Annotated in this window: 25 protein-coding genes; 11 read left to right on the top strand and 14 right to left on the bottom strand. The window is 62.5% G+C overall.

Annotated features, from left to right (window positions below; all coding sequences use genetic code 11):
• Positions 1 to 25 precede the first annotated feature (25 nt).
• Positions 26 to 586 (top strand): hemerythrin domain-containing protein, encoded by a 561-nt coding sequence (locus tag C8264_RS16455; RefSeq protein WP_108462059.1) that lies wholly within the window; start codon positions 26 to 28, stop codon positions 584 to 586.
• A 239-nt stretch (positions 587 to 825) separates the two neighbouring features.
• Here the strand turns inward: C8264_RS16455 and C8264_RS16450 are convergent, their stop codons facing one another.
• Positions 826 to 1,563: an SOS response-associated peptidase gene (locus tag C8264_RS16450; protein ID WP_108462058.1), complete on the bottom strand. Its 738-nt coding sequence runs from the start codon at positions 1,561 to 1,563 to the stop codon at positions 826 to 828.
• Positions 1,564 to 1,631: 68 nt separating this feature from the next.
• Here C8264_RS16450 and C8264_RS16445 point away from each other — a divergent pair, with 68 nt between their 5' ends.
• The 3 genes from C8264_RS16445 (at position 1,632) to C8264_RS16435 (ending at position 2,791) form a co-directional block, all read left to right on the top strand.
• Complete coding sequence (locus C8264_RS16445) at positions 1,632 to 2,030, top strand: NUDIX hydrolase (RefSeq protein ID WP_162783700.1); 399 nt, start codon at positions 1,632 to 1,634, stop codon at positions 2,028 to 2,030.
• Between the two features lie 33 nt (positions 2,031 to 2,063).
• Entirely contained in the window at positions 2,064 to 2,432 is a 369-nt protein-coding gene (locus C8264_RS16440) for a TIGR02301 family protein (RefSeq protein ID WP_108462056.1), read from the top strand.
• Between the two features lie 80 nt (positions 2,433 to 2,512).
• On the top strand, positions 2,513 to 2,791 hold the full coding sequence (locus C8264_RS16435; protein WP_245893303.1) for a hypothetical protein: 279 nt from the start codon (positions 2,513 to 2,515) through the stop codon (positions 2,789 to 2,791).
• Positions 2,792 to 2,798: 7 nt separating this feature from the next.
• On the opposite strand, the gene C8264_RS16430 is transcribed toward C8264_RS16435, so the two are convergent.
• Entirely contained in the window at positions 2,799 to 4,127 is a 1,329-nt protein-coding gene (locus tag C8264_RS16430; protein WP_108462055.1) for a dihydroorotase, read from the bottom strand.
• 66 nt (positions 4,128 to 4,193) lie between these two features.
• Here C8264_RS16430 and ygfZ point away from each other — a divergent pair, with 66 nt between their 5' ends.
• The 3 genes from ygfZ to C8264_RS16415 all read left to right on the top strand — a co-directional run bounded on the left by ygfZ (position 4,194) and on the right by C8264_RS16415 (position 6,283).
• Positions 4,194 to 5,024, top strand: coding sequence for a CAF17-like 4Fe-4S cluster assembly/insertion protein YgfZ (ygfZ, locus tag C8264_RS16425; protein ID WP_108462054.1), 831 nt, complete (start codon positions 4,194 to 4,196; stop codon positions 5,022 to 5,024).
• Between the two features lie 77 nt (positions 5,025 to 5,101).
• On the top strand, positions 5,102 to 5,704 hold the full coding sequence (locus C8264_RS16420) for an HD domain-containing protein (RefSeq protein WP_108462053.1): 603 nt from the start codon (positions 5,102 to 5,104) through the stop codon (positions 5,702 to 5,704).
• A 123-nt stretch (positions 5,705 to 5,827) separates the two neighbouring features.
• On the top strand, positions 5,828 to 6,283 hold the full coding sequence (locus C8264_RS16415; protein ID WP_108462052.1) for a hypothetical protein: 456 nt from the start codon (positions 5,828 to 5,830) through the stop codon (positions 6,281 to 6,283).
• 119 nt (positions 6,284 to 6,402) lie between these two features.
• Here C8264_RS16415 and C8264_RS22955 read toward each other — a convergent pair whose 3' ends face one another.
• The 3 genes from C8264_RS22955 to C8264_RS16400 all read right to left on the bottom strand — a co-directional run bounded on the left by C8264_RS22955 (position 6,403) and on the right by C8264_RS16400 (position 10,728).
• Entirely contained in the window at positions 6,403 to 7,440 is a 1,038-nt protein-coding gene (locus tag C8264_RS22955; protein ID WP_108462051.1) for a cell wall hydrolase, read from the bottom strand.
• 377 nt (positions 7,441 to 7,817) lie between these two features.
• Entirely contained in the window at positions 7,818 to 8,378 is a 561-nt protein-coding gene (locus tag C8264_RS16405) for a hypothetical protein (RefSeq protein ID WP_162783699.1), read from the bottom strand.
• A 64-nt stretch (positions 8,379 to 8,442) separates the two neighbouring features.
• Complete coding sequence (locus C8264_RS16400; RefSeq protein WP_162783698.1) at positions 8,443 to 10,728, bottom strand: putative PEP-binding protein; 2,286 nt, start codon at positions 10,726 to 10,728, stop codon at positions 8,443 to 8,445.
• A 100-nt stretch (positions 10,729 to 10,828) separates the two neighbouring features.
• Between C8264_RS16400 and ispH the strand changes: the two genes are divergently transcribed.
• The 3 genes from ispH to rnhA are packed head-to-tail and all read left to right on the top strand — an operon-like array spanning position 10,829 to position 12,785.
• On the top strand, positions 10,829 to 11,800 hold the full coding sequence (gene ispH, locus C8264_RS16395) for a 4-hydroxy-3-methylbut-2-enyl diphosphate reductase (protein ID WP_108462048.1): 972 nt from the start codon (positions 10,829 to 10,831) through the stop codon (positions 11,798 to 11,800).
• Positions 11,797 to 12,318, top strand: a complete 522-nt coding sequence (locus C8264_RS16390; RefSeq protein ID WP_108462047.1) for a GNAT family N-acetyltransferase — start codon at positions 11,797 to 11,799, stop codon at positions 12,316 to 12,318. Before ispH ends, C8264_RS16390 begins: the two co-directional genes overlap by 4 nt.
• Positions 12,315 to 12,785 (top strand): ribonuclease HI, encoded by a 471-nt coding sequence (gene rnhA, locus C8264_RS16385; protein WP_108462046.1) that lies wholly within the window; start codon positions 12,315 to 12,317, stop codon positions 12,783 to 12,785. Before C8264_RS16390 ends, rnhA begins: the two co-directional genes overlap by 4 nt.
• On the opposite strand, the gene C8264_RS16380 is transcribed toward rnhA, so the two are convergent.
• The 8 genes from C8264_RS16380 to C8264_RS16345 all read right to left on the bottom strand — a co-directional run bounded on the left by C8264_RS16380 (position 12,786) and on the right by C8264_RS16345 (position 21,769).
• Entirely contained in the window at positions 12,786 to 13,766 is a 981-nt protein-coding gene (locus C8264_RS16380) for a DUF808 domain-containing protein (RefSeq protein ID WP_108462045.1), read from the bottom strand. It lies immediately after the preceding gene.
• 256 nt (positions 13,767 to 14,022) lie between these two features.
• On the bottom strand, positions 14,023 to 16,047 hold the full coding sequence (glyS, locus tag C8264_RS16375; protein ID WP_108462044.1) for a glycine--tRNA ligase subunit beta: 2,025 nt from the start codon (positions 16,045 to 16,047) through the stop codon (positions 14,023 to 14,025).
• Positions 16,048 to 16,129: 82 nt separating this feature from the next.
• Entirely contained in the window at positions 16,130 to 18,052 is a 1,923-nt protein-coding gene (locus tag C8264_RS16370; RefSeq protein WP_162783697.1) for a DUF2207 domain-containing protein, read from the bottom strand.
• Positions 18,053 to 18,198: 146 nt separating this feature from the next.
• Positions 18,199 to 18,759, bottom strand: a complete 561-nt coding sequence (locus C8264_RS16365) for a LemA family protein (protein WP_108462043.1) — start codon at positions 18,757 to 18,759, stop codon at positions 18,199 to 18,201.
• 141 nt (positions 18,760 to 18,900) lie between these two features.
• Positions 18,901 to 19,821 carry a glycine--tRNA ligase subunit alpha gene (locus C8264_RS16360; RefSeq protein ID WP_108462042.1) on the bottom strand — a complete coding sequence of 307 codons (921 nt, stop codon included), beginning with the start codon at positions 19,819 to 19,821 and terminating at the stop codon, positions 18,901 to 18,903.
• Positions 19,822 to 19,873: 52 nt separating this feature from the next.
• Complete coding sequence (locus C8264_RS16355) at positions 19,874 to 20,098, bottom strand: hypothetical protein (RefSeq protein ID WP_108462041.1); 225 nt, start codon at positions 20,096 to 20,098, stop codon at positions 19,874 to 19,876.
• A gap of 3 nt (positions 20,099 to 20,101) precedes the next feature.
• Entirely contained in the window at positions 20,102 to 20,935 is an 834-nt protein-coding gene (locus C8264_RS16350) for a S49 family peptidase (RefSeq protein WP_108462040.1), read from the bottom strand.
• A 48-nt stretch (positions 20,936 to 20,983) separates the two neighbouring features.
• On the bottom strand, positions 20,984 to 21,769 hold the full coding sequence (locus C8264_RS16345) for a tRNA1(Val) (adenine(37)-N6)-methyltransferase (RefSeq protein ID WP_108462039.1): 786 nt from the start codon (positions 21,767 to 21,769) through the stop codon (positions 20,984 to 20,986).
• Positions 21,770 to 21,865: 96 nt separating this feature from the next.
• On the opposite strand from C8264_RS16345, the gene C8264_RS16340 reads away from it, so the two are divergent.
• On the top strand, positions 21,866 to 22,879 hold the full coding sequence (locus tag C8264_RS16340; RefSeq protein ID WP_425430689.1) for a polyprenyl synthetase family protein: 1,014 nt from the start codon (positions 21,866 to 21,868) through the stop codon (positions 22,877 to 22,879).
• A gap of 199 nt (positions 22,880 to 23,078) precedes the next feature.
• Here C8264_RS16340 and C8264_RS16335 read toward each other — a convergent pair whose 3' ends face one another.
• A complete protein-coding gene (locus C8264_RS16335) occupies positions 23,079 to 23,954 on the bottom strand; it encodes a 4-(cytidine 5'-diphospho)-2-C-methyl-D-erythritol kinase (protein ID WP_108462038.1) in 876 nt (291 codons plus the stop codon).

Here is a 23,954-nt window from a genome sequence, read left to right as displayed (position 1 = left end):
AGGTGGACAGCGCCATTTAGTGCCCATGCTTAAAGACATCCAATTCCTGGACGACGCCACGCGTCCGCCCGTACAAAAACTCGAGGGGCTCACCAATGAGCAACGCGAGCCCGGCCTGCACCTGCGCATGATCCACGATCATCTGCGCCGCAACATGGTGACCCTTGGGCACCTGATAGAACGTGCGTCCAAGGGCAATCTTACCCACGAGCAGATCGCCGACGAGACCAATGACATGGCGATGGTCGCCAATTATCGGCGGTTCGGCAATTTGTGCGGGCAGCACTGCCAGATCGTCAACACGCACCATTCCATCGAGGACTACGCGATCTTCCCAGGCCTGGCACAGCAGGGACCGGCATTCAAAGCCATTGCGGATCGGCTGCGTGCCGAGCATGTGGTGGTGCATGAATTGCTGGAGCGGCTGGTCGATGCCCTCAACGCCATGGTGAGCGAACCGACGCCGCAGCGCTTCGAGGAAGCGAAGACCGTCTACCATGCGCTCGAGCGCGTGTTGCTGTCTCATCTGGGCTACGAGGAAGACGCCATGGGCGACGCGCTGGGCTATTTCGGCATCGGCGTTTAGCCGATCTTACCCAGCAGACCTCGTAGTGAGCCTGTCGAACCACGAGGGCGTGGCACAGAGGCCTCCACTCGCCCCCGCTGAACCGGAGATGTTTGTTTCGTGCGTCTTTTCCACCGGGTCATTCCCGCGAAAGCGGGAACCTCCGTTGGCGATGGTTGCAAGGAAAACCGAGGTTCCCGCTTTAGCGCGAATGACATTGTGGTTGCCACATCATCAAAACAGGCAGTCCGAAGTAAACACTAGAACAGATCCATCTGCGCGCCACCGCCTGCCACCCGCTTCTTGCGAACCGGCAGCTCAGGCGGCATCACCGTCACCGGCTCGATCAGGCCCGGATCATCATCGCGCGCAGAATTGACCCGCGTTGAAACCGGGTGAAACTTGAGCGTGCCATCGGGCAACGGCAGGGCAAGCTGCCGCGCTTCGGCCGCGTGCACGTCAAGCACATTGAGCCAGTCATCGATTGCCGCCTCATCAAGGATGGCCGGCATCCGGTCGTGGATCTCACCCAACTGCCTGTTGGCGGGAACGGTAATCGTCGCAACGCTGTCGATTTCCTCCCCATTCGGCCCCATCCAGCTGGCATAGAGCCCGGCCAGCGCCATCGGACGATCATCGCTCAACGTGATGTAATAAGGCTGCTTGGACTTGTCGGGGTTGGTGTGCCACTCGTAATAGCCGCTGGCCGGAATGATGCAGCGACCGTGCTTGAGCGCGTCCCGGAAAGCAGGCTTTTCAGCCATGGTCTCTACCCGGGCATTGATCAGCAGCGGAAACTCGCGCGGGTCCTTGACCCAGCCGGGCACCAGGCCCCAGCGCGCGAAGTGGGCTTCGCGCCTTCCGTGTTGTTCCCACACTGCGGCAATCGGCTGGGTGGGTGCGATGTTGTAGCGGGGTACCATCTCGATCTGATTGAGGAGCTTGAACAGCTCTTCCATCATTTCAGGCGGGAGCGTCGAAGCGTAGCGTCCGCACATGTTGTGGTCTCCATCATTAAGCGACAAGAAGTAATGTCATCAGGCCCGAATCGCAAATGGATCGCCCCGTGACCGACCTCCCCAATGCTGCCAGCGTCGCTATTGTTCGCGAAAGCAAGGTACTGCTGATCAAGCGGGCCTATGCGCCCTACCAGCATCTGTGGACACTGCCGGGTGGGCGGATCGAGCCGGGTGAAACCATCGAACAATGCGCCATTCGCGAAGTTCAGGAAGAGCTCAACATCACCATCCGCAATCCACGGGCTGTGATGGAGCAGACCCTTGGCCGCGAAGGCACGTTCCGCCTCGCGGTCTTCGCGACGCGCGATTTCTCCGGCGTGTTGCGCGCGTCCGACGAAATTGCCGACCACAAATGGATCGACCCCTCGGCTTTGATCGCGCTGCGCACCACGAGCCGGCTGGATGACGTGCTTGTGAAGGCCTTCGCAGTTCTGGCGCAAAGCTGATAGTTTCAGGCACGAACCTCGCGGACCCCTGCTTTGAAAACCCTGCGCTTTTTCGTTCTCAGCCTGCTGCTTTGCCTTGGCAGCACCCCCGCCTGGGCCATCGACCCGCCTTATCAGCGGCAGATGGAACGGCTCGCCGAAATCATGGGCAGCCTTTATTTCCTGCAGCCGCTGTGCCAGTCGCAAACCACCGATTGGCGGGCGGAAATGGCTGATCTCATCACGCTCGATGAACCCGATGAGGATCGGCGTCAACGGCTCGCCGGCGCGTTCAATGGCGGCTACACCGCCTTTGCACGTTTCCACCGAGCCTGCACCCCTGCCGCCAGGGAAGCCTTGACGCGCCTGCTCACCGAGGCGGAGCGGACGGCGCGCGAGATTCATACGCGCTACGCCGAGTAGCGGCTAAAATCGCATACTCGATGTTAACCTTCGGGTTACTTCTCACAGACACGCCACAATCTGCGTGCTACGCCGCTGGCATGACTTCGATCAAAACCATGTTCGCGCCCGCTTCGGGCCTACCGGTATTCGACCATGACCAGGGCGAGCGGCAGCTTGCCTTGGAATATCTGGCGGAAGCATGGAATTACGCCGAAGAAGACGGCGTGCAAACCGCCGCACTGGCGCATGCTTCCCTGTTCGCGGCACTGGCTACGTTTGTCAAAATGCACGGCGACGATGCCACGGCTGCGTTGGTCGAGCTGTTGCCCGAGCGGATTCGCACCGGCGAATACAACCTCGACCGCATTTTGCAGTAGGCGTTCCCTAGGCGGGAAGCGCCTCCAGGAACTGCATCGGCCGGCCCGTTGACGGGGTCACCAACTCCCCCTGCCACATGACGGTCTTGCCGCGCACGACCGTTCCCACCGGCCATCCGGTGACCGTCACGCCATCATATGGCGTCCAGCCCGCACGGCTCTTGACCCAATCGTTGGTGATCGTCTCGCGGCGCTTGAGATCGACGACGGTGAAATCAGCATCATAGCCAACCGCAATCCGCCCCTTATTGGCGATGCCGAACAGCCGGTTTGGACCGGCGCTGGTCATGTCGACAAACCGCGCCAGGCTCAGCCGGCCATTGTTCACGTGGGCCAGCATCGTCGGCACCAGCGTCTGTACGCCCGTCATGCCGGAATGAGACTCGGGATAAGGATGATCCTTTTCTTCCCGCGTATGCGGAGCGTGGTCGGACCCCAGGATATCGGCAACGCCATTGGCAACCCCGCCCCAGATCGCTTCGCGATGCGCCTTGTCGCGAACCGGCGGGTTCATCTGGGCATAGGTGCCGAGCCTGGTATAAGCGGTTTCGTCCAGCGTCAGGTGATGTGGCGTGACTTCAACGCTCGCGACATCCTTGTGGTCGGCAAGGAATGCGATCTCTTCGCCGGTCGAAATATGCAGCACATGGATGCGCTTGCCGGTCTTTCGAGCCAGCCCGACAAGGCGCTGGGTGCAGTTGAGCGCCACCTCGGGCGAACGCCAGATCGGGTGGCTGGATGGATCACCCGCCACGCGCAAATGCTTGCGCTGCTCCAGCATGTATTCATCTTCGGAGTGAAACGCCGCGCGCCGAGAGATGGCGCGCAGGATCGCCTCCACCCCATCATCGTCGGCCACCAACAGCGAGCCGGTGGATGATCCCATGAACACCTTAATTCCGGCGCAACCCGGCAGCTTCTCGAGCGTCGCGAGTTCACCGACATTCTCGTGCGTGCCGCCGATGTAGAACGCGAAATCGCAGTGCATCCGGTTGGTGCCCGCCGCGATCTTGGCCTCGAAGGTTTCCCGCGTCGTGGTCAGCGGATTGGTGTTGGGCATCTCGAACACGCCCGTCACTCCGCCCATGACAGCGGAGAGCGAACCCGATTGGAGGTCTTCCTTGTGGGTGAGCCCGGGCTCACGGAAATGCACCTGGGTGTCGATGACGCCCGGCAAAATATGCAGGTTCTTGCAATCAACCACCTCGTCGGCGCTAGCGTCGGCCAAACTGCCGATTGCGGCGATGCGGCCATTGCGGACAGCGACATCCGACAGCCCCTCACCGTCCTGGTTGACCAGTGTGGCGTTCTTGAAAATGGTGTCGTAGTGCGCCATGTCTGTCCGTCCTGCCTGAGTTGTGGTCGGGTGTAGCGGACGGGTTGTCCGAGAGGCAAGAGTGTCATGACCATCTATCTGCGTGCCGACCGCGCCGTGTTCCGTTTTTCGGGCCCCGATGCCCACAAGCTGCTCAACGATGTGGTGACCGGCCACGTCCCCAGCGAGGACAATGGCATGGCGGCATGGTGGGCGCTGCTTTCCCCCCAAGGCAAGGTTCTGGCCGAGGGGCTGGCCGGCTACGCCGAAGACGCGATCTGGCTCGACGTGCACCAATCGGTCGCCGACGATTTCTTCAAGCGCATGAAAATGTACCGCCTGCGCGCCCAGGTGGTGATCGACGACCTCCGTGAAAGCCACCGCGTCGGGTTCACACCGGACGACGAGGCAGGCTTCGTCAGCCACCACTACAAGACGGATCAAATCGATCTGGGACGGCGTGTCATCGCCCCTGCGGATGCGGCAGTTGACTGGGTGCAGGACGACGCGCCCTATCACCGCGAGCGCATCAGGGCCGGCATCCCGCAACTAGGCCCCGATTTCGGCCCCAACGAGGTTTTCGCACACGATCTCGGCATGGATATCCTCGATGGAATCGACTTCGTGAAGGGCTGTTATGTCGGCCAGGAAGTAGTCAGCCGCATGAAGCACCGCGGCACGGCCCGCCGCCGCCCGGTACTGATAAGCGCAACCACTGCTGCACCCGGCACACCGGTAGTTGCCAACGGCCGCGAGGCCGGCGTGATTGGCCAGGTGGTGGATGGCGCGACCACAGCCATTGTCCGGCTCGACCGGATCACCGACCCCCAGGGCGTGACCGTTGACGGCTCCCCGGTAACCATCAGCCTCCCCGCCTGGGCGACCTACCAGTTCGGCGATGCGGTAGCGGAAGAGTAGACACCGCCTCCAGCGCAGTGGAAGAATCGGAGCGCGTTCGTTAGCGTTCGCCCAATTCTTGATCTTTCGGGGGCGAAATGGCGCGGAACAATACGCGGGCCTGGCAGCGCATGTTGTCGGGGCGTCGGCTCGACATTCTGGATCCATCGCCCATGGATGTGGAATTGTCCGACATCGCGCACGGCCTTGCCCGCGTGGCGCGCTGGAACGGGCAGACTCAGGGGGACTACCCCTTTTCGGTGGCGCAGCATTCGGTCCTGGTGCTGGAACTGTTTCGCGGCATGGACCCCGACGCCAGCCCCGTCTGGCAATTGCAGGCCCTGCTCCACGATGCCCCCGAATACGTCATGGGCGACATCATCTCGCCCTTCAAGGCGGCGATGGGCGGCAATTACAAGGACGTGGAAAACCGGCTGCTGTCCGCAATCTTCCTGCGCTTCTCCCTGCCCGCCAGCATGCCGGCGCAATTGACCAAACTGGTCAAGAAAGCCGATCGCGAGGCCGCCTTTTTCGAGGCAACCTATCTGGCTGGGTTTGAAGATGCCGAGGCCCGCAAATTCTTCGGCGAACCCAGCCAACCGGCCTTCGACCTCGACGCCTTCGAGCGGCTGATTCGCCCCTGGCCAACCCGGGAAGCCCATGACCGCTTCGTGGCGGCGTTCGAGGAGATTGCGGTTTAGGGCGGGCACGCCCCACCCGCGCTATTAACCCTAACAAGAGATTAATTTTGCCCCGCTCAATTCGGCATGGTTACTGATCCGTTAAGATCGCGATACTAGTCGCACCAGATTGGGACGGAAGCCATGAACCTGCCGACGCGCCATGCTTTGATCGGAATGACCCTGGGCGCGCTGGCCGCCTCCGTGATCGCGATGACCGGCCCCGGCATGACTTTGCCGGCCGTGGCCGACGAGATGATCGCGGCAGTGGCGCCGGGTTTTGATCCTGACAATCTGGTCAAGTTCAATGATCGCGAGTACCGGATGGAGCACGAGGATTGGGTGAGCACCGAGCCGCTCAAGAAGGTCCGGCTCAAGAAGATCGAGGGCGGCCGGGTTTCCTATGTGGATATCACCACGACCGCTACGGGCACCTATTCGACCGACGCCATGTTTTCGCGCCACGTGCAGTACCCCGGCGTCAGCGTCGAGGAAGTGCTTCCGCGAAATCGGTTTTCGTTCTGGAGCAGCAATGGCTGGCAAAGCTTCTCCAGCCGCATCGGCGACTCGTTCGTGTATCGGCATTACAGCCGAAACTAGCCCCTGAGACCTCATGGTGAGCTTGTCGAACCACGAGGTCGGGCGCACCGATCGTGCCACGACCTCCTCCTTCGACGGGCTCAGGATGAGGTCTACTGCATCACCCGGCTCGAGAGGCCCTACCCAAACAACCAACCACGCTTGAACTCGTAGAACACGTGCAGGCCGATCTGTGTCAGCTTGACCATGCGCGGCGCCCAGGCGGGACGGACATAGGTTGCGTGATAGTGCGTCGCCTTGCCGACTTCGGTCAGGTAGAGCTCGCCATCGGCGAAGCGCTTGGCGATGTCCTGGGCCTGGGCCCAGGAGGATTTGTCGTTGATGACTTCGGGGATGCCGTCGCAGGCGAACGAGAACTGGCAGGAATTGCGGCGGTTCTGGTTCTGGAACACGACGCCACAGATGGTGTCGGGATAGCGGCGGTCCCTAACGCGGTTCTGCACCACCTGCGCCACGGCGACCTGGCCGCGATAGCTTTCGCCCCGGGCTTCGAAATAGATCGCGGTGGCAAGGCACCACAATTCCTTGTCGGTCGTTTCGATGGGCTGCCCCGTCGCAAAGCCGCCGGTGATCGGCGCCTCGGCTCGGGCATAGGCGAGTTGTTCGGAAGCGACGACCGGCATGGGCGTCGACATTTCAGGTGCAATGCCGGCAATGGCGTCCAGCGCCGAAGCGCGCGACGGATCGATCGATGCGACGGACATGCGCGGGCCGATTTCAACGTCGCCGGTGGGTGCTATATCGAGCGCCGCGAAACGGGATTGTCCCAGATCGGCCGGGTCGGAGCGCAGGGCAGCGAGGCGAACGCGCACTTCCTCGAAGCTGCGGGACAGCGCCAGAGCATCGACCTTGGGACGTACGCGGTCAGCCTTTTCGGCCCGATTGGGCCCTGTGAAGCTGGCGGTGGTGAACAGGTGATCGACCGAACCGGTAATAACCGGATCGACGCCGGTATAGGACAGGCTGGCCTGGACTAGATCGACCTTGGGCGGCAGCGCCTCCGCCAGGTCGGACGCCGGCCCGAACGCGCCTGCGGTGAGGCCGGTATAGGTCAGCGCACAAAAAATCCCGACAGCCAGAATTCTGGTGAAGGGATGTGTGCGACGAACCGCTCTAGCCGGGCGCGAAGGCGCCGCCGGCCGGTGTGGATAGACCATCAATGCTACTCAACTCAACGCAACAAAACTACTGGCCGGCAAAAGTGACGCTAGAATGCCGATGTTTGTGATGATGTCTGATTAGGGTTAGCGGCGAGTAAACAGCCAATGGGGCGTAGCGATGGATTAACCATGGCGAGCCCCGGGCAGAAATGTGGAGGTCTAATTTGTCGCGGGGGCCGGTTCACTCTGTATCATTCCCGCGAGGTTTCAAACGGCGTCATTCCCGCGAAAGCGGGAACCTCACTTCTGGAATGAAGGAAAGTAGAATTCCCGCCTTCGCGGGAATGACGCATTGATAACTAAAAAGCCGACAAGTGCCGGGAATGAAAACTCCCGCTCAGGGCAAACATAATCTCCCGCCCGTACCCGGCAACTTAAACCCCGCAAGCAGCCCGTACCGGCTCAACCTGTTCCATGATCGTATCGACCCGGAAGCGCACCGAAAGCGAGCGGGAATTAACCGGGGTCACGCGCGCCGTGAGATTGTTCGTGCCGGCGAGCCCGTCAAGGAAGGCTGCGGCATCGCGCGTGTTGTCGAGCAGGATGGCGGTGTTGCTGTCATTGACCGGCAGGGTACGGCTGCGCGCGGCCTGAAGATCGCTTTGCAGCGTCAGGCCCGCGTCATTGCCCAACGCCGACATAGTGTTACCGGCGAAGGCGAAGGCAATGGTGAGAACATCAGCCTCACAGGCGATGGTCATGGTGGCGGGACCGCGGCCGGTCGGACGAGCGGGGATCAACTGCTCGGATTCAACGGTCACGCTGATGGCACCCGCTTCCGATCCGCCCTCATTGCGGAACAGACCATCGTAGCAGGCCAGGCGCTCCGCATCGGCGGCCAGTGCCACGCATTGGGCAACCCCGGTTTGCGCCATGGTCGCAGGGACAGGAAGCGCAAACAGCGGCAGGAGCGTCAGCAATGGCAGGATTTTCACTTCGATTGGGTCCCCCTCGTGCCGCCGTTGCGGCTACGCCCCTGATATAGGCATGGTGTCGTGGTTATTTAAGCATGGCTTGCGCCAGCGTGAGACGCGCCACCGGGACACGATAGGGTGAGCAGCTGACATAGTCGACGCCAAGCCCGGCAAAAAACCGCAGCGAAGCGGGATCACCGGCATGTTCCCCGCAAATGCCGATCTTGAGGCGCGGATTGGCCGCCCTGCCCCGCTCGATGGCAATGGAAATCATCTCCCCAACACCCTTCTCGTCGATGGTGACGAAGGGATCGCGCTCGTAAACGCCTTTGCGCTGGTACGCGGCTAGGAAGGTCGGCGCATCGTCGCGGGAAATCCCGAACGTGGTCTGGGTCAGGTCGTTGGTGCCAAAGGAAATGAAATCCGCAATATTGGCAATGTCGCCGGCCCGCAGACACGCGCGGGGCAACTCCAGCATGGTGCCAAAGGAAAAGGTGGCGCGTCCCGAGCGGAGCAGGCCGGAATTTTCGACGATATCCATGGCCCGCTGGCGCACCCAGGCCACCTCGGAAGCCGTGGATACGAACGGCACCATGACTTCGACCGCTACGGGCTCGCTCTGTGTTTCGGATGCGGCCCGAGCGCCTGCCATGATGGCCTGCATCTGCATCTGCAGGATTTCTGGATAGGTAATCGCCAGGCGCACCCCCCTATGGCCCAGCATCGGGTTCACCTCGGCGATACGGTCCAGCCGCAGGCGCAAAGCGCGTACCGCAAGGCCCAGGGATGCCGCGGTCTCCTCGATATCCTCATTGGTACGGGGCAGGAATTCGTGCAGCGGCGGATCGAACAGGCGCACGGTAACCGGCAGCCCCTTCATCGCCGAAAACAGGGCCGAATAGTCGCCGGTCTGGAAGCCGACCAGGCCATTGACCGCGCGCAAGCGGTCATCCTCGTTCTCGCTCAGGATCATCCGGCGCAGCGCCACCATGCGCTCGGGCGAAAAAAACATATGCTCGGAGCGGGCAAGGCCGATCCCTTCGGCGCCGAAGCTGAGCGCCGTCATCGCCGAATCGACGGTTTCGGCATTAGTGCGAACGGCGATGGTGCGGTTGGTGTCGGACCAGCCCAATAGCGTGCCGATTGCGCCACCGATATGCGGCTGTGCCAGCGGGAGCATGCCGACATAGACCGAGCCATCGCTGCCATCGATGGTGAGGCGGTCTCCAGTGCGAAATTCGCGGTCGCCGATGCGGCAGATCATTTCTCCGGTGTCGACCGACAGAGTACGCACGCCCGCCACGCAGGGCTTGCCGGTGATGCGGGCAATGACGCCCGCGTGGCTCGACATGCCGCCGCGGGCGGTCAGAATACCAGTGGCGGCCTTCATGCCTTCGATATCGGCGGGGCCGGTTTCGTTGAGCACCAGGATGCAGTGCTTGCCTCGGGCGCGCAGGCGGGCAGCGTCCTCAGGGTTGAAGACGATGGCACCCGAGGCCGCGCCGGGAGAAACTCCGAGGCCTGTCGCAATCGGAATGGCGCTTTCGGCGGAACTCAGGCGCGGGTGGAGCAATTGGGTCAGGCGCGTCGGGTCCACCCGCGAAACGGCGTTCTGGGCCGACCAGACCTTGCGATTGACCCGGTCGACTGCAGCCTCCAGCTCGGCGGCCGCGGTCACTTGAGAGGGGCGCGCCGACAGGAAAGTGACCTTGCCGCGTTGGATGGAGACCGTGCAGACCATGTGACGCCCGGCCTTGGCATCCACCAGCGCCACCAGTGCCCCAATCGATTCCGGCAGGCGCGGCAAAGGGGCGCCGTCGATCGGCGATGGGCCCAATACGCCAGTGGTGCTATTGCGCGTGAGAAACTGCTCGATCTCGCCTTCGGCACTGGCCTGGATCAGCACGATCTGCTTGCCCCGATCCTCATCGGGACGCGCGGTCCAGCCTTGCCCAAAGCCATAGCTGTCAAAGGCGTTCTTGATGGCGCGAGCGAGCGGGCGGGACGGATCGACCGAATCCTCAGAATGCGCAGGCGCCGGAATCCCCGTCTTGGCGGGCATGAGGCCGGCATTGAGGGTGGCGGCCGAGGTGCGCACCACAAGCAGGGGCGCCTTGCCATCCTTGTCCACGAGCTTGAACAGGGACGCCACCCAATGGGTGCGCAGCTTGGTATCCTTGCGCGTGCGCTCGGCCTGCAGCGCGTCCCAGGCGGCCCGGGTGATGAGGATGGTCGGGATCGTGGGAAAGCCCGCTTCCCCCACGCGGAAAATCCAGCGCGCCTTGCCACTCAAAAGCTTGAGTTGGCTGGCAGACAGGTTCGCCTTACCCATGGCGGGAGCAATCGCGAACATTTCCTGCGCCAAGCTCACACTTAAGTCCTTGCTCTTATTGTGGGGGCATATTGCCCATGAGGCGGTGCGACCGCAACAAGACTTGACTTGCTCGCTCAGCGAAAGCATCTGATCTCATATGGAAAAGCGGCCACAACTAGACATTCTGCTGTGTGCCCCGCGCGGTTTTTGCGCCGGGGTCGACCGGGCGATCCAGATCGTCGAGCTCGCACTCGAAAAATATGGCGCGCCGGTTTATGTGCGCCATGCCATCGTGCACAACAAATATGTGGTGGATGGCCTGCGCGACAAAGGCGCGGTGTTTGTCGAGGAACTGAGCGAGATCCCCGAAACGGATGCGCCCGTGGTGTTTTCGGCCCATGGCGTGCCCAAATCGGTTCCCGCCGATGCGAAAAGCCGCAACATGTTCTTTCTCGACGCCACCTGTCCGCTGGTGAGCAAGGTTCATGTCGAGGCGCAGCGCCACTATGCCGAAGGCCATGAGATCGTGCTGATCGGGCACAAGGGGCATCCCGAAGTCGTGGGTACCACGGGGCAATTGCCGCCCGGCTCGATCACCCTGATCGAAACGGTCGCGGATGCGCAGGCGTTCGAGCCGCGCGATGCCGCCAATCTGGCGTTCGTTACCCAGACCACGCTCTCGGTCGATGACACCCGCGAAATCGTCGAGGCACTGAAACTGCGCTTTCCCGCGATCAACGGACCGCACAAGGAAGACATCTGCTACGCGACCACCAACCGGCAGGAGGCCATCAAGGCCGTGGCGCCGGAAGTGGACGCCATGATCGTGGTCGGCTCGTCCAATTCATCAAACTCGCTGCGGCTGGTGGAAGTCGCCGAGCGGGCCGGCTGCCGCAACGCCATGCTGGTCGATCGCGCCTCGGAAATCGACTGGGCCCGCTTTGAAGGCATCAAATCACTGGGCGTTTCGGCCGGCGCATCGGCGCCCGAAAAGCTGGTGGACGAGGTCATCGAGGCCTTCGCCCAGCGCTACGACATCAAGGTCGAGGCGCGAGTAACCGCGCGCGAAAACATCGCCTTCAACATCCCGCGCGAACTGCGCACAATCGAAGCGGCCGTTGGGCAATGAGCGCACTCAAACTGTTCGAAACCGACCGGCTGATCCTCAGCGGGTGGCGGGACGATGAACTGGACGATCTGGTCCGGCTGCACGGCGACCCGCTGGTCGCACGCTATCTGGATGCGGACGGGCAGCCCTGGAGCCGCGAGAAGGCCGCCACCCGGCTTGCGCTTTGGCACGACAACTTCGCCCGCCACCGCATGGGCAAGCTGCGGCTGACGCGCAAAAGCGATGGCGCGTTCATCGGCCGCGCCGGCTTCGGATTGTTCGGCGACAAGGGCGAGCCCGAGATCGGCTATGCCCTGCTGCCCGAGCATCATGGCCAGGGTTATGCCAGCGAAGCCGCGAGCGGCCTGCGCGACTGGATCTTTCGCGAGACCGACTGGGACTATTTCCTGGGCTTTGCCGATGTGCGCAATTCTGCCTCCCTGGCCGTTCTGCAGCGGATCGGCATGACCAGGACCCATGTCGCTGTCATCGACAACCAGGAATGCCAGTTTCACATCATGCGGAAGCCGGCAGCTTGAGCGACAAGGTCATCATCCACACCGATGGCGCCTGTTCGGGCAATCCCGGTCCAGGCGGCTGGGGCGCGATTCTGGAATATGGCGGCCACACCAGGGAACTCAAAGGCGGCGAGGCGCTGACCACCAACAACAAGATGGAACTGACCGCCGCCATCGAGGCGCTAACCGCGCTCAAGCGCCCCTGCGAAGTGGAAATCCACACCGACAGCCAATACGTCAAGAATGGCGTGCAAAGCTGGATGCACGGCTGGAAGCGCAATGGCTGGAAGACGGCGGACAAGAAGCCGGTCAAGAATCTCGAACTCTGGCAGGCGCTGGACGAAGCCACCAAGCGCCACACCATCGAGTGGAAATGGGTCAAGGGCCACGCCGGGCATGAACTCAACGAGCGCGCAGACCAGCTTGCCAACGAAGGCATGGCGCCCTTCAAAACCAAGCGCCGCGACCCGCTGATGCCGCCGGTTTGACTACGCCCGCTGAGGCAACGCGCTCTTGATGACTTTCCAGGCCGGGGCGATGAGATAGCCGGCCACCGGGATCATGGCGGCACCCAGAGCGAGCCCGAACACGAAGTCCACCATCGCAGTGGCGAGCCATCCGGCAAAGGCTGCAATGGCAGGGAAACTGTGCTCCGCCCAATGCGCCGCCGCCTCGATAATTTGCTCGGGTGCATCCAGGCCGAATTCGAACAGCCCATGGGCGACGATGCTGCCGCCGACCCAGGTCATGGCGGCGGTGCCGATAATGCCGAGCACGGTCATGAACTTTGGCATGAACGAAACAATGCCCCGGCCAAACGCCCGCCCCGCGCCGGTGCGCGCATGGCGTGCGGTCCAGACGCCAAAATCATCGGCTTTGACGATCAGTGCGACGGCACCATAGACCGCAATGGTGATGCCCACGCCCGCAAGAGCCAGAATCGCGGCCCGCGTCCAGAACTCGGGAATATCGATAGCCGCCAGGATGATGGTCATGATCTCGGCGGAAAGAATGAAATCGGTCTTGATGGCGCCCGCCACCTTCTCGTCTTCCAGCGATTGCGGCGCCAGGGCTGCCGGCTCAAGCCCTGCCTCATGCGCCTCGGCCTTGTGCGGCAGCAGGGCATGAAACACCTTCTCGGCGCCTTCGTAGCAAAGATAGGCGCCGCCGATCATCAGGAGCGGCGTGATGAGCCAGGGCGCAAAAAAGCTCAGCCCAAGCGCCGCCGGCAGGAGAAAGATCAGCTTGTTCTTCACCGACCCCCAGGCGATCTTGCCAATGATGGGCAATTCGCGGTCCGCGGTGAAGCCGTGCACGTAGTTGGGTGTCACCGCAGCATCGTCGATCACCGCGCCGGCCGCCTTGACGCCGGCCTTCGCCGCCTGCCCCGCGACATCATCGAGGGACGCAGCAGCGACCTTTACCAGTCCAGCGACATCATCGAGCAGGGCGAGCAGTCCGACACTCATGGGAAATCCTTGGACGTGTTTAAAGCAAGGCGGCTTGCCCGGCGGGCCTACCGGAACGCACTCCGCTCAACGCCGTTCCGCGCGTCAGGTGCAGGGGTTCGCTGCACACGCCTTAATGTGAAGGGACCTGAGACCTCATGGTGAGCCTGTCGAACCACGAGATCGGGCACGCAAATGTGCCACGACCTCGTCCTTCGACAAGCTCAGGATGAGGTCTACTGTGTGAAGTCTATGCGACCCCACGCCGCCCCCACTATTACCCAGCCACCTTTGAAAAATCCGCCACCAGGTGCATCGTATCGCGCAGGCGGGCCAACAAATTCAACCGGTTCGCCCGGATCGCCGGATCGGCATCATTGACCAGCACCGCCGTGAAGAAAGCATCGACCGGCGCGCGCAGCGTCGCCAATTCGGCCATCGCCCCCTTGTAGTCATCCTTGGCGACATGATTGGCGACCGCCGCATGGACCGCATCCACTGCGAAAGCGAGCCCCGTTTCCTCAGCGCCCTGCAGATCATCCTGCGACACCGTCCCTGGATAGCTCTTGCCGTCCTTCTTCTCCTCGGCCGCCAGAATATTTGCCGCGCGCTTGTAGCCGGCCAGCAAATTCTGCCCATCGGCTGACGACAGCAAGCTCGAAAGCGCCTCGGCCCGCTGCGTGATCTGCAGGATATCGTTGCTATCCGACGAGATCACGGCATCCACCAGATCATGGCGGGCACCGGCATCGCGCAGCGAAACCTTTAGGCGATCATGGAAAAACGCCAGCAGATCGGGTTCGACCTGGAGCGGGAAGCGCAGGCCGTTTTCGGAAATGATGCGGATCACGCCCAGGGCCGCCCGCCGCAGTGCAAACGGATCGCGCGAACCAGTCGGCTTTTCATCGATCGCCCAGAAACCCTTGAGCAAATCCAGCTTGTCCGCCAGCGCTACGGCGATGGACGTCGGCTCGGTCGGCACTTTGTCCGTCGGCCCCAGCGGCTTGTAGTGCATCTCGATAGCGGCAGCGATATCGGCCGGTTCGGCCTGCGCCGTCGCATAGTAACGCCCCATCAGGCCCTGCAATTCGGGAAATTCCCCGACCATTCCCGTCGTCAAATCGGCCTTGGCGAGCATGGCTGCGCGCTTGGCGCGTTCCGGGTCCGCCCCCACCTGCGGCGCGATTTCGCCCGCAAGCTTGACCAGCCGTTCGACGCGGGCAAACTGGGTCCCCAGCTTGGCGTGGAACACGCTGTCTTCCAGCTTGGGAATGCTGTTCTCCAGCGGGGTCGCCAGATCGCCATTGTAGAAGAATGCCGCGTCGCTCAAGCGCGCACGGATGACGCGCTCATTGCCCGCGGTAATGATGGCGCCGCCATCGGTAGCGACCGTATTGGCGGTGATGATGAAGTTTGGCGCCAGCTTGCCCGAGCCATCGCGCAGGCAGAAGCACTTCTGGTTGGCGCGAATGGTGGCGATGATCACTTCCTCGGGCAGCTTGAGGAAATCGGGATCAAATGACCCCATCATGACCACGGGCCATTCCACCAGCCCGGAAACCTCTTCAAGCAGCCCCTCGTCGCTGATGACGCTGAGCCCCTGCGCAAATGCCAGGTGCTCCGCTTCGGAGCGGATAATGTCCTTGCGGCGGTCGATATCGAGCACGACCTTGGCGCGTTCGAGTGCCGTCACATAGTCGTCGAAGCGCTTCACCTTGATTGGCTGTGGCGCGAGGAAACGGTGGCCGAAGGTGGTCTGGCCCGATGTCAATTCATTGGAATCAAAGGAGATCACCACCGGGTCTTCGTTTTCGCTGCCGAATGTGGCCGTAATGGCGCGCAGCGGCCGGACCCAGTTGAAGCTGCCAGTGCCCCAGCGCATCGACTTGGCCCAGGGAAAATCCGTCAGGACCTTGGGCAAGATGGCTGACAGCAGCGCTACGGCATCGGCGCCCGGCTTGTTGATCTGGGCAACATAGAAATCGCCCTTCTTGGGGTCGGATTCTACCTTGGCCTGATCGATCGATTGAAGGCCCGCAGCACGCAGGAACCCGTCGATTGCCGGCTGCGGCGCCCCAACTTTCGGGCCCTTCTTTTCCTCTCGCGTATCAGGCGAACGCGCCGGAAGCCCGGTCACGGTCAGCGCCAGGCGGCGCGGCGTGGCAAAAGCCTTGGCACCCTCATAGACCAGGCCCGCATCGACCAGGCCGTTGGTCACGGCCTTGCGCAGGTCATCGGCCGCACGACGCTGAAAGCGGGCGGGAATTTCCTCGGAGAAGAGTTCGAGCAGCAGTTCGGGCATGGCGGGTACCAGGGAGGAAGAATGCGAGGTTTGCTTAACTTGGGCAGGCGGGCATGTCTACCGCCTACCAGCCGTCTGCCGCCTACCAGCCCCCTCCGCCACCGCCGCCGCCCCCGCCGCCGGATGAGCCACCCCCGCCACCACCGCCCGAACTGAAGCCCGAGGAGCTTGCCTGCACCGGTTGGGCCGCGACCATGGCCGCCGTCATGCTGGCGGCAGCGGCGCTGACCGCGCTGGTCATGGATGCGGCCGAACGGGCGGCAGAACCATGCGAGCCGCCACGATACCAGTGGGGCGAATAGGACCGGTCGGCGTCTGCCACGGCATGGCGGGCGAGTTCGGCGTCGAAATGCTCGCTCCAGGGCTTCTCGACACCCAGCGCTATGGCATGGGGCAGAAGCCGCTCGAAGCGTTCGATGGTCATCGGCGGAGCGCCCGCCATGTTGAGGCGCTCTTTCTCGGCTGTTTCGAGGTAAAGCTTCAGGCCCTCGATCTCGTCCATCGCCTTGCGGCCCGGAGCCGTCGGGGCGCCCATCAACATGGCGAAGACGACGGTGGTCAGCACAATGCTGACGGCCGAAATGGCAGCCGTGTTGATCGCCATCTCGGAAAACCCCGAGGCGAAGCTACCCAGGACATTGAACCCGAGCAGCGCGATCATGCCGAGGGTGAAAAGATTGCCGGGCTTGAATGCGCTGAAGCCACGGCTGGCAACACCCAGGATCACCCCCACAACAACGCCGCCAACGACCGAGCCGACCAGCCACAGCGGGTCCAGCCATTCCATGGCGGCCATGACAAAGAGCAGGATCGCAGCCACCAAAAAGCTGAGCATGGAATAGGCCGTATTGGTCTTGAACCAGCGCGAGCCATTTTCCCGTTTGATCGCGCTGGTGAATTCGGCCCGCTTGGCGGCCCATTTAACGCCGCTGGACTTGTCGATCACCGTCGTGCCGCCGCCATCCAAATAGTCGAAAAGCACCTGCTCGCCCTTGGGCAGGGGTTTGTCTGGCCGCTTGCCGGTGCGGCTGATGGCAAGCTTGCCCTCGGAATTGTCGATGGTGACGAGGCCCTTGACGCCCAGGTCGAAAATAGCCGCCGTCAGCGCGGTCCAGCCCGCGTTCTGAAAGCCCCATTTGTGGACGTAATGGACCAGCGGCGGCGAAAAACCCTTCGGCGGATGAAACAGGGGAATGACCACACCCTTTTGCGGATCGCGGCCGACGCGGCTCCAGGTCAGGGCGTTAAACACAATGGCGATTGCAGCCGCAACCAGTGGGAAGATGACGCCGCTCAGGTCACCCAGCAATTGCGCCAGCGCCCCTGCCCCGGTCGGAAAAGTAATGACGCCTTTGTTGAAGGCCACCGCAATGGTCATGCCCTCACCGGCTCCGAGCGCGCGTGTCGCGCGGAAGCTGGCCGTGGTGTCTGAACTGCGCTCGGCAGAAACGGCCTGCTCTGTAGAACCCACCGGCCCGGTATAGCCCGCCAGCTGGGAAATGACCGCACCATCAGGCAAATGCACCGTGGCGCGCGCCGACAGGATCGGAAAAATCCAGTAATTGCCGGTGACATTCCAATAGAGTTCGTCGTGATCCTCAAACGCCCGGGCGGCGCGGCTCATCGTGTAGGTGATGGCGTAGCTATGCACTCCGCGCCCGACGAACTCATCCGGGTTGCCGATCCAGATACGCTGGAAATCCCCCATGCGCTCGACGCGAAACACCTCGTCCTGGCCATCGCGCGTAACGCTGGTGACTTCCAGATCAGGCCGGATTTCGGCGCCATTGCTGCCCAGGAGCAGGACAGGAATATCGCGATAGATGCCGCGCCGAATGTCGACACCCTCGGCATTCACCTCCAGCGTCTCGGTAACCGTCACCGAAGCATCGGTGTTGACGATGATATCGGAATGAAAGGCGCGAATTTCCTCGCGCGCCATGGCAGGCAGCGCGAGGAGGAGGCAGGCGGCGATGAGATAGATTATGCGCAGAGTTGTGTGCATGCGTCAGCCAATCAAGAGTTCGACCGATATCGACCAGTAGACCTCATGGTGAGCCTGTCGAACCACGAGGTCGTGGCACGCAAGCCTCCACTCGCCCGCCCTCGTGGTTCGACAAGCTCACCATGAGGGCTGCTGGAAGTCCGGTTCTAGCCGAACTTCACGCTCGGAACCGCACGCTCGGCCGTGTTGTCCAACTCGAAATACTGCGCCTTCTGGAACCCGAACGGCCCGGCGATGAAGTTGGACGGCACCGATTCCACCATGACATTGAGGTTCCGCACCGCGCCATTGTAGTAACGCCGGGACATCTGGATTTCGTCCTCGACCGTCTGCAGCGCTTCTTGGAACTCCAGAAAAGTCGTATTCGCCTTGAGGTCGGGATAGGCCTCGGCCGTCGCAATCAGCCGGCCCAGCGCCGATGAAAGCTGACCTTCAGCGGCCGCGCGCTGTTCGGGCGTACCGCTTGCAGCGCTGGTCGCTGCGGCACGGGCATTGGTGACCGCCTCGAGCGTCTCGCGCTCGTGGGACATGTAGCCCTTTACGGTTTCCATGAGATTGGGGATCAGATCGGTGCGGCGCTTGAGTTGCACATCGATGCCGGACCAGCCCTCCTCCACCATCTGCCGGTTCTTGACCAAGCCATTATAGATGGTGACGGCGTAAAGCGCGGCGACGACGACGACGCCCAGAACAATCCAGCCGAACATGTGCTTCTTATCCCCTCAGGCAAAACCCCGGACCGGACACTTGCATTGGCGCAGAGCGGGCGCAATGGGTGCATTGCTGTTTTAAAGCAGAGCAAAACCGAAGCATGCTCGAAGCAAACCGGGCACAAAACGGGAGAAAGATCAGGCGCTGCCGCCTTCAGTTTGCAACCATGCTTCCCCGCAGCTTTTCGCCAATTCGCGAATACGCAGGATATAGCTCTGGCGCTCGGTAACCGAGATCGCGCCCCGCGCATCGAGCAAATTGAAGTTGTGAGAAGCCTTGATCACCTGCTCATAGGCGGGGATAGCCATGGTGTGGCGATTGCCTTCGGCGCTCTTGTCGAGGATCGCCCGGCACTCGTTTTCCGCATCGGCAAAGTGGCGGAACAGGATCTCGGTATTGGCGACTTCGAAATTGTATTTTGACGATTCCTGCTCGTTCTGCAGGAACACCTCGCCATAGGAAACCCGGTCCTCGCCGGTGCCCCCGTTGAAGTTCAAATCATAAACGTTTTCAACGCCTTGCACATACATGGCAAGGCGTTCCAACCCATAGGTTATCTCGCCCGGAACGGGGGAACACTCGAAGCCGGCGACCTGCTGGAAATAGGTGAACTGCGACACTTCCATCCCGTCGCACCAGCACTCCCAGCCCAGCCCCCAGGCACCCAGCGTCGGGCTTTCCCAATCGTCTTCGACGAACCGGATATCATGCAGCGAAGCATCGAGCCCGATCTCCGCAAGCGACTGCAAATATAGTTCCTGGATGTTGGCGGGCGACGGCTTCAGGATCACCTGAAACTGGTAATAATGCTGCAACCGATTGGGATTTTCGCCATAACGCCCATCCTTGGGCCGCCGCGAAGGCTGCACATAAGCGGCCTTCCACGGCCGCGGCCCCAACGAGCGCAGGGTGGTCGCGGTATGGAAAGTGCCGGCGCCCATCTGCATGTCATAGGGCTGCAGGATGACGCAGCCTTGCGCTGCCCAGAAGTTCTGGAGCGTCAGGATCAGGCCCTGGAACGAATTCTTCGGGTCCAGGTGGGGCGGGCGATCGGTCATGTGGCAGTCCCTAGATTGCAGGGCAAAGCTCTAGTTTGAGCTTACCGGGCGGTCAATTGCGTTTGTCGCGATCGCCGGGGCGGAAGGTGCCGTCCTTGTCGCGCGTCAGGTCGATGACGCCGGGCTGTTCGCGCTCGCGCAGGTCGCGTTCACGTCGAAGGCGGCGGGCTTCTTCATCGTCGGCTTTGAATTTGCCGGTCCAATCTCGGTAAATCTTGCGTATTCCCAAGAAGATAACAAAGAAAAGGGCAGTGAGGAGGAGGATGCGCCAGAGCATGGTTCAGAGTCCCAAACGGGCCCAGAGGGCGCGATCTTCGATGGTTGCGGCGAAGCCTTCGGCGGAGAAACCGAGGCGGGGAATGCCGAAGAAGGGGCGCTTGGGGGCGATGATCTTGAGGTGGATATTTCGGCCGTACCGGGCTTGCAGAACCTCGTGCATATCACCCAGCGCGTCGACCAGACCGAGTTCCACGCCGCGCATCCCAGTCCACCATTCGCCGGTAAAGAGCTGCTCGTCGGGTGCCTTAAGCCTGGCGCCCCGCCGCGTTTTCACCGCGTTGATGAACACATCATGGATGTCCAGTTCGAATTGCTTGATGCGTTCGATGTCGCTCTGCTTTTCGGGCAGGAACGGGTCGAGAGTGGACTTGTTGTTCCCCGCGGTATGAACGCGACGCTCGATGCCGAGCTTTTCCAGCGTTCCGACAAAACCGAACCCGGCCATGATGACGCCGATGGAGCCCACGATCGAGGATGGATCGACGATGATCTCGTCGCCGGCAATGGCAATGAAGTAGCCGCCCGAGGCTGCGGCGTCTTCCACGAAGACCAGGACTGGCTTGTCATGCTGGTCGGCAAGATCGCGGATGCGCTTGCCGATGAGGCGGCTCTGGACTGGCGAGCCCCCGGGTGAATTGACGATGATGGCGATTGCGGGCGCGGACTTGATCGCGAAGGCGCGCTCGAGCAGCGGATTGACCGTTGCGATATTGAGCCGGCCCTGACGCTGTTCGGCGGCGATGACGCCGTGGAGGCGCACGACGGGGATGGTGGTCTTGCCTCGGCGCAGCAGGCGCTGCAGCCAGTTGCGGCGGGGCGTGGTCAGTTCGGCCATGTCTCGTCTCTCCCTGCGTCGGGCTGATTTAGGGCTTGCAGCCAAGGATTACCAGACAAGCCGTTGTTCCCCACGGAAGATTGCGTCGAATGCCGGCGCGAAGGCGCGGCCTTCGCCGTCGTGCAAGGCGCGGCTCGGCAAGATGGTCAGCGGCGCGCGGGAGCCCTTGATGGCGCGGATAAGGACGCGGCTGATCGGCGATTCGGCGCGCGGAGACAGCGGCAGAATGGTGATGGCACCAAAGCGTTGCGCGAAGGCGGCAAGCAGGGGCGCCAGGTGAACGGCGGGATAGACGAAGATGATTTCGGCACCACCGGCGCCGGAGCTAGCGGCAGTCTTGACCCAAAGGTCGAGCGCCGCTGCGTCCATGTGGCGCGCCCCCGCCCGGCTGGTGTCCTGCGCGAGCGTGCCGGCGGCATCGTCGAAGAAGGGCGGATTGGCGATGACGGCGTCGAAGGCGTTTTCGGCAAGGCCGGCGGCAAGGCGCTCAGCGCCTCGCGCGGTTACATCTACGGGAAACGCCTTGGCGCAGGTAGCAAAACCGTTTTCAGCTATGTTCGCCTCCGCAAGCGCCAAGGTTGCCGCATCCTGCTCAGCCAAAACAGCGCTGAGTTCGCCGTTGTGGGCAAGCGCCACGAGGCTTGCCGTACCCACACCGCTGCCAAGGTCGAGCAGCCGCTTGCGGCCCTGCCCCACGGCAGCGCCCAGCAACACGCTGTCGAGCCCGGCACGAAAGCCGTGGCGCGGCTGCGACAGAGTGAGCCTGCCCCCTAAAAAGGCATCGCGCGTTACGGTTTGGTGTTTTACAAAGCTATCTGGCTGGTCTAGGGACATCGCACCCGAAAAGGCCGGTTTTGCACGACCTTACATGCGCAACCGCAGCGGGCTCAACCAGATTTGCCGATTGGCGAACGAGGAACGGATAGTTTGGTGTCAGTTCTGACGCAGATCAAAGAGACGCAGGCAGCCAACCCGATCGACCGGCTGCTCGCCGCAACCGCCACGGATATGGCCAAGGTCAACGCGCTGATCCTGTCGCGCGCCGATTCGCATGTCGAGATGGTGCCGGACCTGGCGCGCTACCTCATCGAGAGTGGCGGCAAGCGGCTGCGGCCGATGCTGACTGTGGCGGCGGCCATGCTGTTCGGCAAGGGAAGCGGCACCGCAATCAATTTCGCGGCAGCCGTCGAGTTCATGCACAATGCGACGCTGCTGCACGACGATGTGGTCGATGACAGCGACATGCGGCGCGGCAAGCCCGCGGCCCGCATGGTGTGGGGCAACAAGGCCTCCATCCTGGTTGGCGATTTCCTGCTTGGGCAGGCCTTCATGATGATGGTTGAAACCGGGGACATCGCTTCGCTGGGTGTGCTGTCGTCCGCGTCGGCCGTGATGGCTGAAGGTGAAGTGTTCCAGCTGGCAAAAACCGGTGATTTGACGACGACGCCCGAAGATTATGCGGAAGTCATTCGCGCCAAGACGGCCGTGCTGTTCCAGGCGGCGTGCGAAGTGGGCGCGATGTCTAGTGGCGCCGATGAGACCGGCAGACAGGCGCTCGCGACCTATGGGCTGGAACTGGGCAAGGCCTTCCAGCTGGTGGACGATGCGCTCGACTATGGCGGGCAATCGGGAACGTTGGGCAAGAATGTCGGCGACGATTTGCGCGAGGGCAAGATGACGCTGCCGGTGATTTTGGCGCTGGCGGAAGGCAATGTGGCAGAGCGCGAGATCATTACCAGCGCGCTGGGCCAGGCCGATGCGACTGATGCACAGGTGAGTGCCGTTGTGGCGGTGATGGAGCGGCACAATACGCTGGTCCGCACGATGGAACTGGCGCAGGCCCATGCGCGTGCGGCGCAGCAAGCGCTGGCGGTAGTGCCGGAGAGCGAAATGCGCGCGCTGCTGGTGGATGTGGTCGAGCATAGCGTGATGCGCGCGTATTAGGCTCGGGGACGACGGGACGGCGGGCTCGGTTTGTGGGCGATAGTTCGTCCGGGACTACACTGGATTCGAGCGCGTTGTGGGTGCGGCACCTCACCCTTGATCCCTCCCCGCGACGGGGAGGGTGTCGACTGAAACGGCGGCGCAAAGCGCCCGATATGCCCCCCCTCGCCTCAGGGAGGCGAGATGAGGAACCGATGGCCTAGGGCAGCAAGAGCGGTGCGGCGGCTACCCAGTGGTCGGGGTGGGCGGCGCGCATCACCTGGGCGGCTTGGTGGGCTTGGCCGGTGGAGCCGAAGAGGCCGAAGCAGGTGGCGCCGGAGCCGGACATGCGGGCGAGGATACAGCCTTGGGTTTGAGCGAGTTGTGCGACGATGTCGCCGATGATGGGAACCAGCTTGACGGCGGGAGGCTGCAGATCGTTGCGGGTTTCGGCGAGCCAGAGGCCGAGTTGGGCAGGTCGAGTCAGTGGCGAGGGTAATTCCGGCAAAGGGTAATTGTCATGGGCGCGCAGGCGCCGGAACACGTCGGCGGTGGCCAGCGGCACCAGGGGATTGACCAGCACGATATGAAGGGCCGGAAATTGCGGGAGCGGCGCCAGCACTTCGCCGACGCCGCGCGCGATCAAGGGTGTCGAAACGAGACAGGCAGGCACGTCAGCGCCAAGGCGAGCGGCCATATCGGCGAGGTCAGCCACGGGGATGGGCTCGCGCGATAGTGACGCCATCAGACGCAGCGCGGCGGCCGCATCGGCGGAGCCGCCACCGATGCCGGCGGCGACCGGCAGGTTCTTGGTGAGGCGCATGGCAAGGCCGTGATCGACGGCCTCCGGCCAGCGCGCACGGAAAGCGGCGACGGCGCGCAGCACGAGGTTGGTTTCGCCGTTGTTGAGGCCAGCGGCGAAGGGTCCGATTATGGCGAGGGTATCGGTGTCGGCGGGAACGGCTTCGAGTTCGTCGGCGAGGTCGGCGAAGACCACCAGGCTCTCGAGATCGTGGTAGCCGTCTTCCCGGCGCCGCGTGACATGCAGCGCCAGGTTGATCTTGGCGGGAGCGAGCTGAACGAAGGGCTCGACCAA

Source organism: Devosia naphthalenivorans, from assembly GCF_003056355.1.
In the GTDB taxonomy this organism is placed as follows: Bacteria; Pseudomonadota; Alphaproteobacteria; order Rhizobiales; family Devosiaceae; genus Devosia; species Devosia naphthalenivorans.
Note: the sequence above shows the minus strand (reverse complement) of the source record. Positions and strands in the feature narration are given on the sequence as shown.

Excerpts from the sequence above, each read along its gene's own strand:
- C8264_RS16455 (WP_108462059.1), top strand. The coding sequence starts at position 26 with ATGCTTAAAGACATCCAATTCCTGGACGACGCCACGCGTCCGCCCGTA.
- C8264_RS16450 (WP_108462058.1), bottom strand. The coding sequence starts at position 1,563 with ATGTGCGGACGCTACGCTTCGACGCTCCCGCCTGAAATGATGGAAGAG.
- C8264_RS16435 (WP_245893303.1), top strand. The coding sequence starts at position 2,513 with ATGACTTCGATCAAAACCATGTTCGCGCCCGCTTCGGGCCTACCGGTA.
- C8264_RS16430 (WP_108462055.1), bottom strand. The coding sequence starts at position 4,127 with ATGGCGCACTACGACACCATTTTCAAGAACGCCACACTGGTCAACCAG.
- ygfZ (WP_108462054.1), top strand. The coding sequence starts at position 4,194 with ATGACCATCTATCTGCGTGCCGACCGCGCCGTGTTCCGTTTTTCGGGC.
- C8264_RS16420 (WP_108462053.1), top strand. The coding sequence starts at position 5,102 with ATGGCGCGGAACAATACGCGGGCCTGGCAGCGCATGTTGTCGGGGCGT.
- C8264_RS16415 (WP_108462052.1), top strand. The coding sequence starts at position 5,828 with ATGAACCTGCCGACGCGCCATGCTTTGATCGGAATGACCCTGGGCGCG.
- C8264_RS22955 (WP_108462051.1), bottom strand. The coding sequence starts at position 7,440 with ATGGTCTATCCACACCGGCCGGCGGCGCCTTCGCGCCCGGCTAGAGCG.
- ispH (WP_108462048.1), top strand. The coding sequence starts at position 10,829 with ATGGAAAAGCGGCCACAACTAGACATTCTGCTGTGTGCCCCGCGCGGT.
- C8264_RS16390 (WP_108462047.1), top strand. The coding sequence starts at position 11,797 with ATGAGCGCACTCAAACTGTTCGAAACCGACCGGCTGATCCTCAGCGGG.
- C8264_RS16380 (WP_108462045.1), bottom strand. The coding sequence starts at position 13,766 with ATGAGTGTCGGACTGCTCGCCCTGCTCGATGATGTCGCTGGACTGGTA.
- glyS (WP_108462044.1), bottom strand. The coding sequence starts at position 16,047 with ATGCCCGAACTGCTGCTCGAACTCTTCTCCGAGGAAATTCCCGCCCGC.
- C8264_RS16370 (WP_162783697.1), bottom strand. The coding sequence starts at position 18,052 with ATGCACACAACTCTGCGCATAATCTATCTCATCGCCGCCTGCCTCCTC.
- C8264_RS16365 (WP_108462043.1), bottom strand. The coding sequence starts at position 18,759 with ATGTTCGGCTGGATTGTTCTGGGCGTCGTCGTCGTCGCCGCGCTTTAC.
- C8264_RS16360 (WP_108462042.1), bottom strand. The coding sequence starts at position 19,821 with ATGACCGATCGCCCGCCCCACCTGGACCCGAAGAATTCGTTCCAGGGC.
- C8264_RS16355 (WP_108462041.1), bottom strand. The coding sequence starts at position 20,098 with ATGCTCTGGCGCATCCTCCTCCTCACTGCCCTTTTCTTTGTTATCTTC.
- C8264_RS16350 (WP_108462040.1), bottom strand. The coding sequence starts at position 20,935 with ATGGCCGAACTGACCACGCCCCGCCGCAACTGGCTGCAGCGCCTGCTG.
- C8264_RS16345 (WP_108462039.1), bottom strand. The coding sequence starts at position 21,769 with ATGTCCCTAGACCAGCCAGATAGCTTTGTAAAACACCAAACCGTAACG.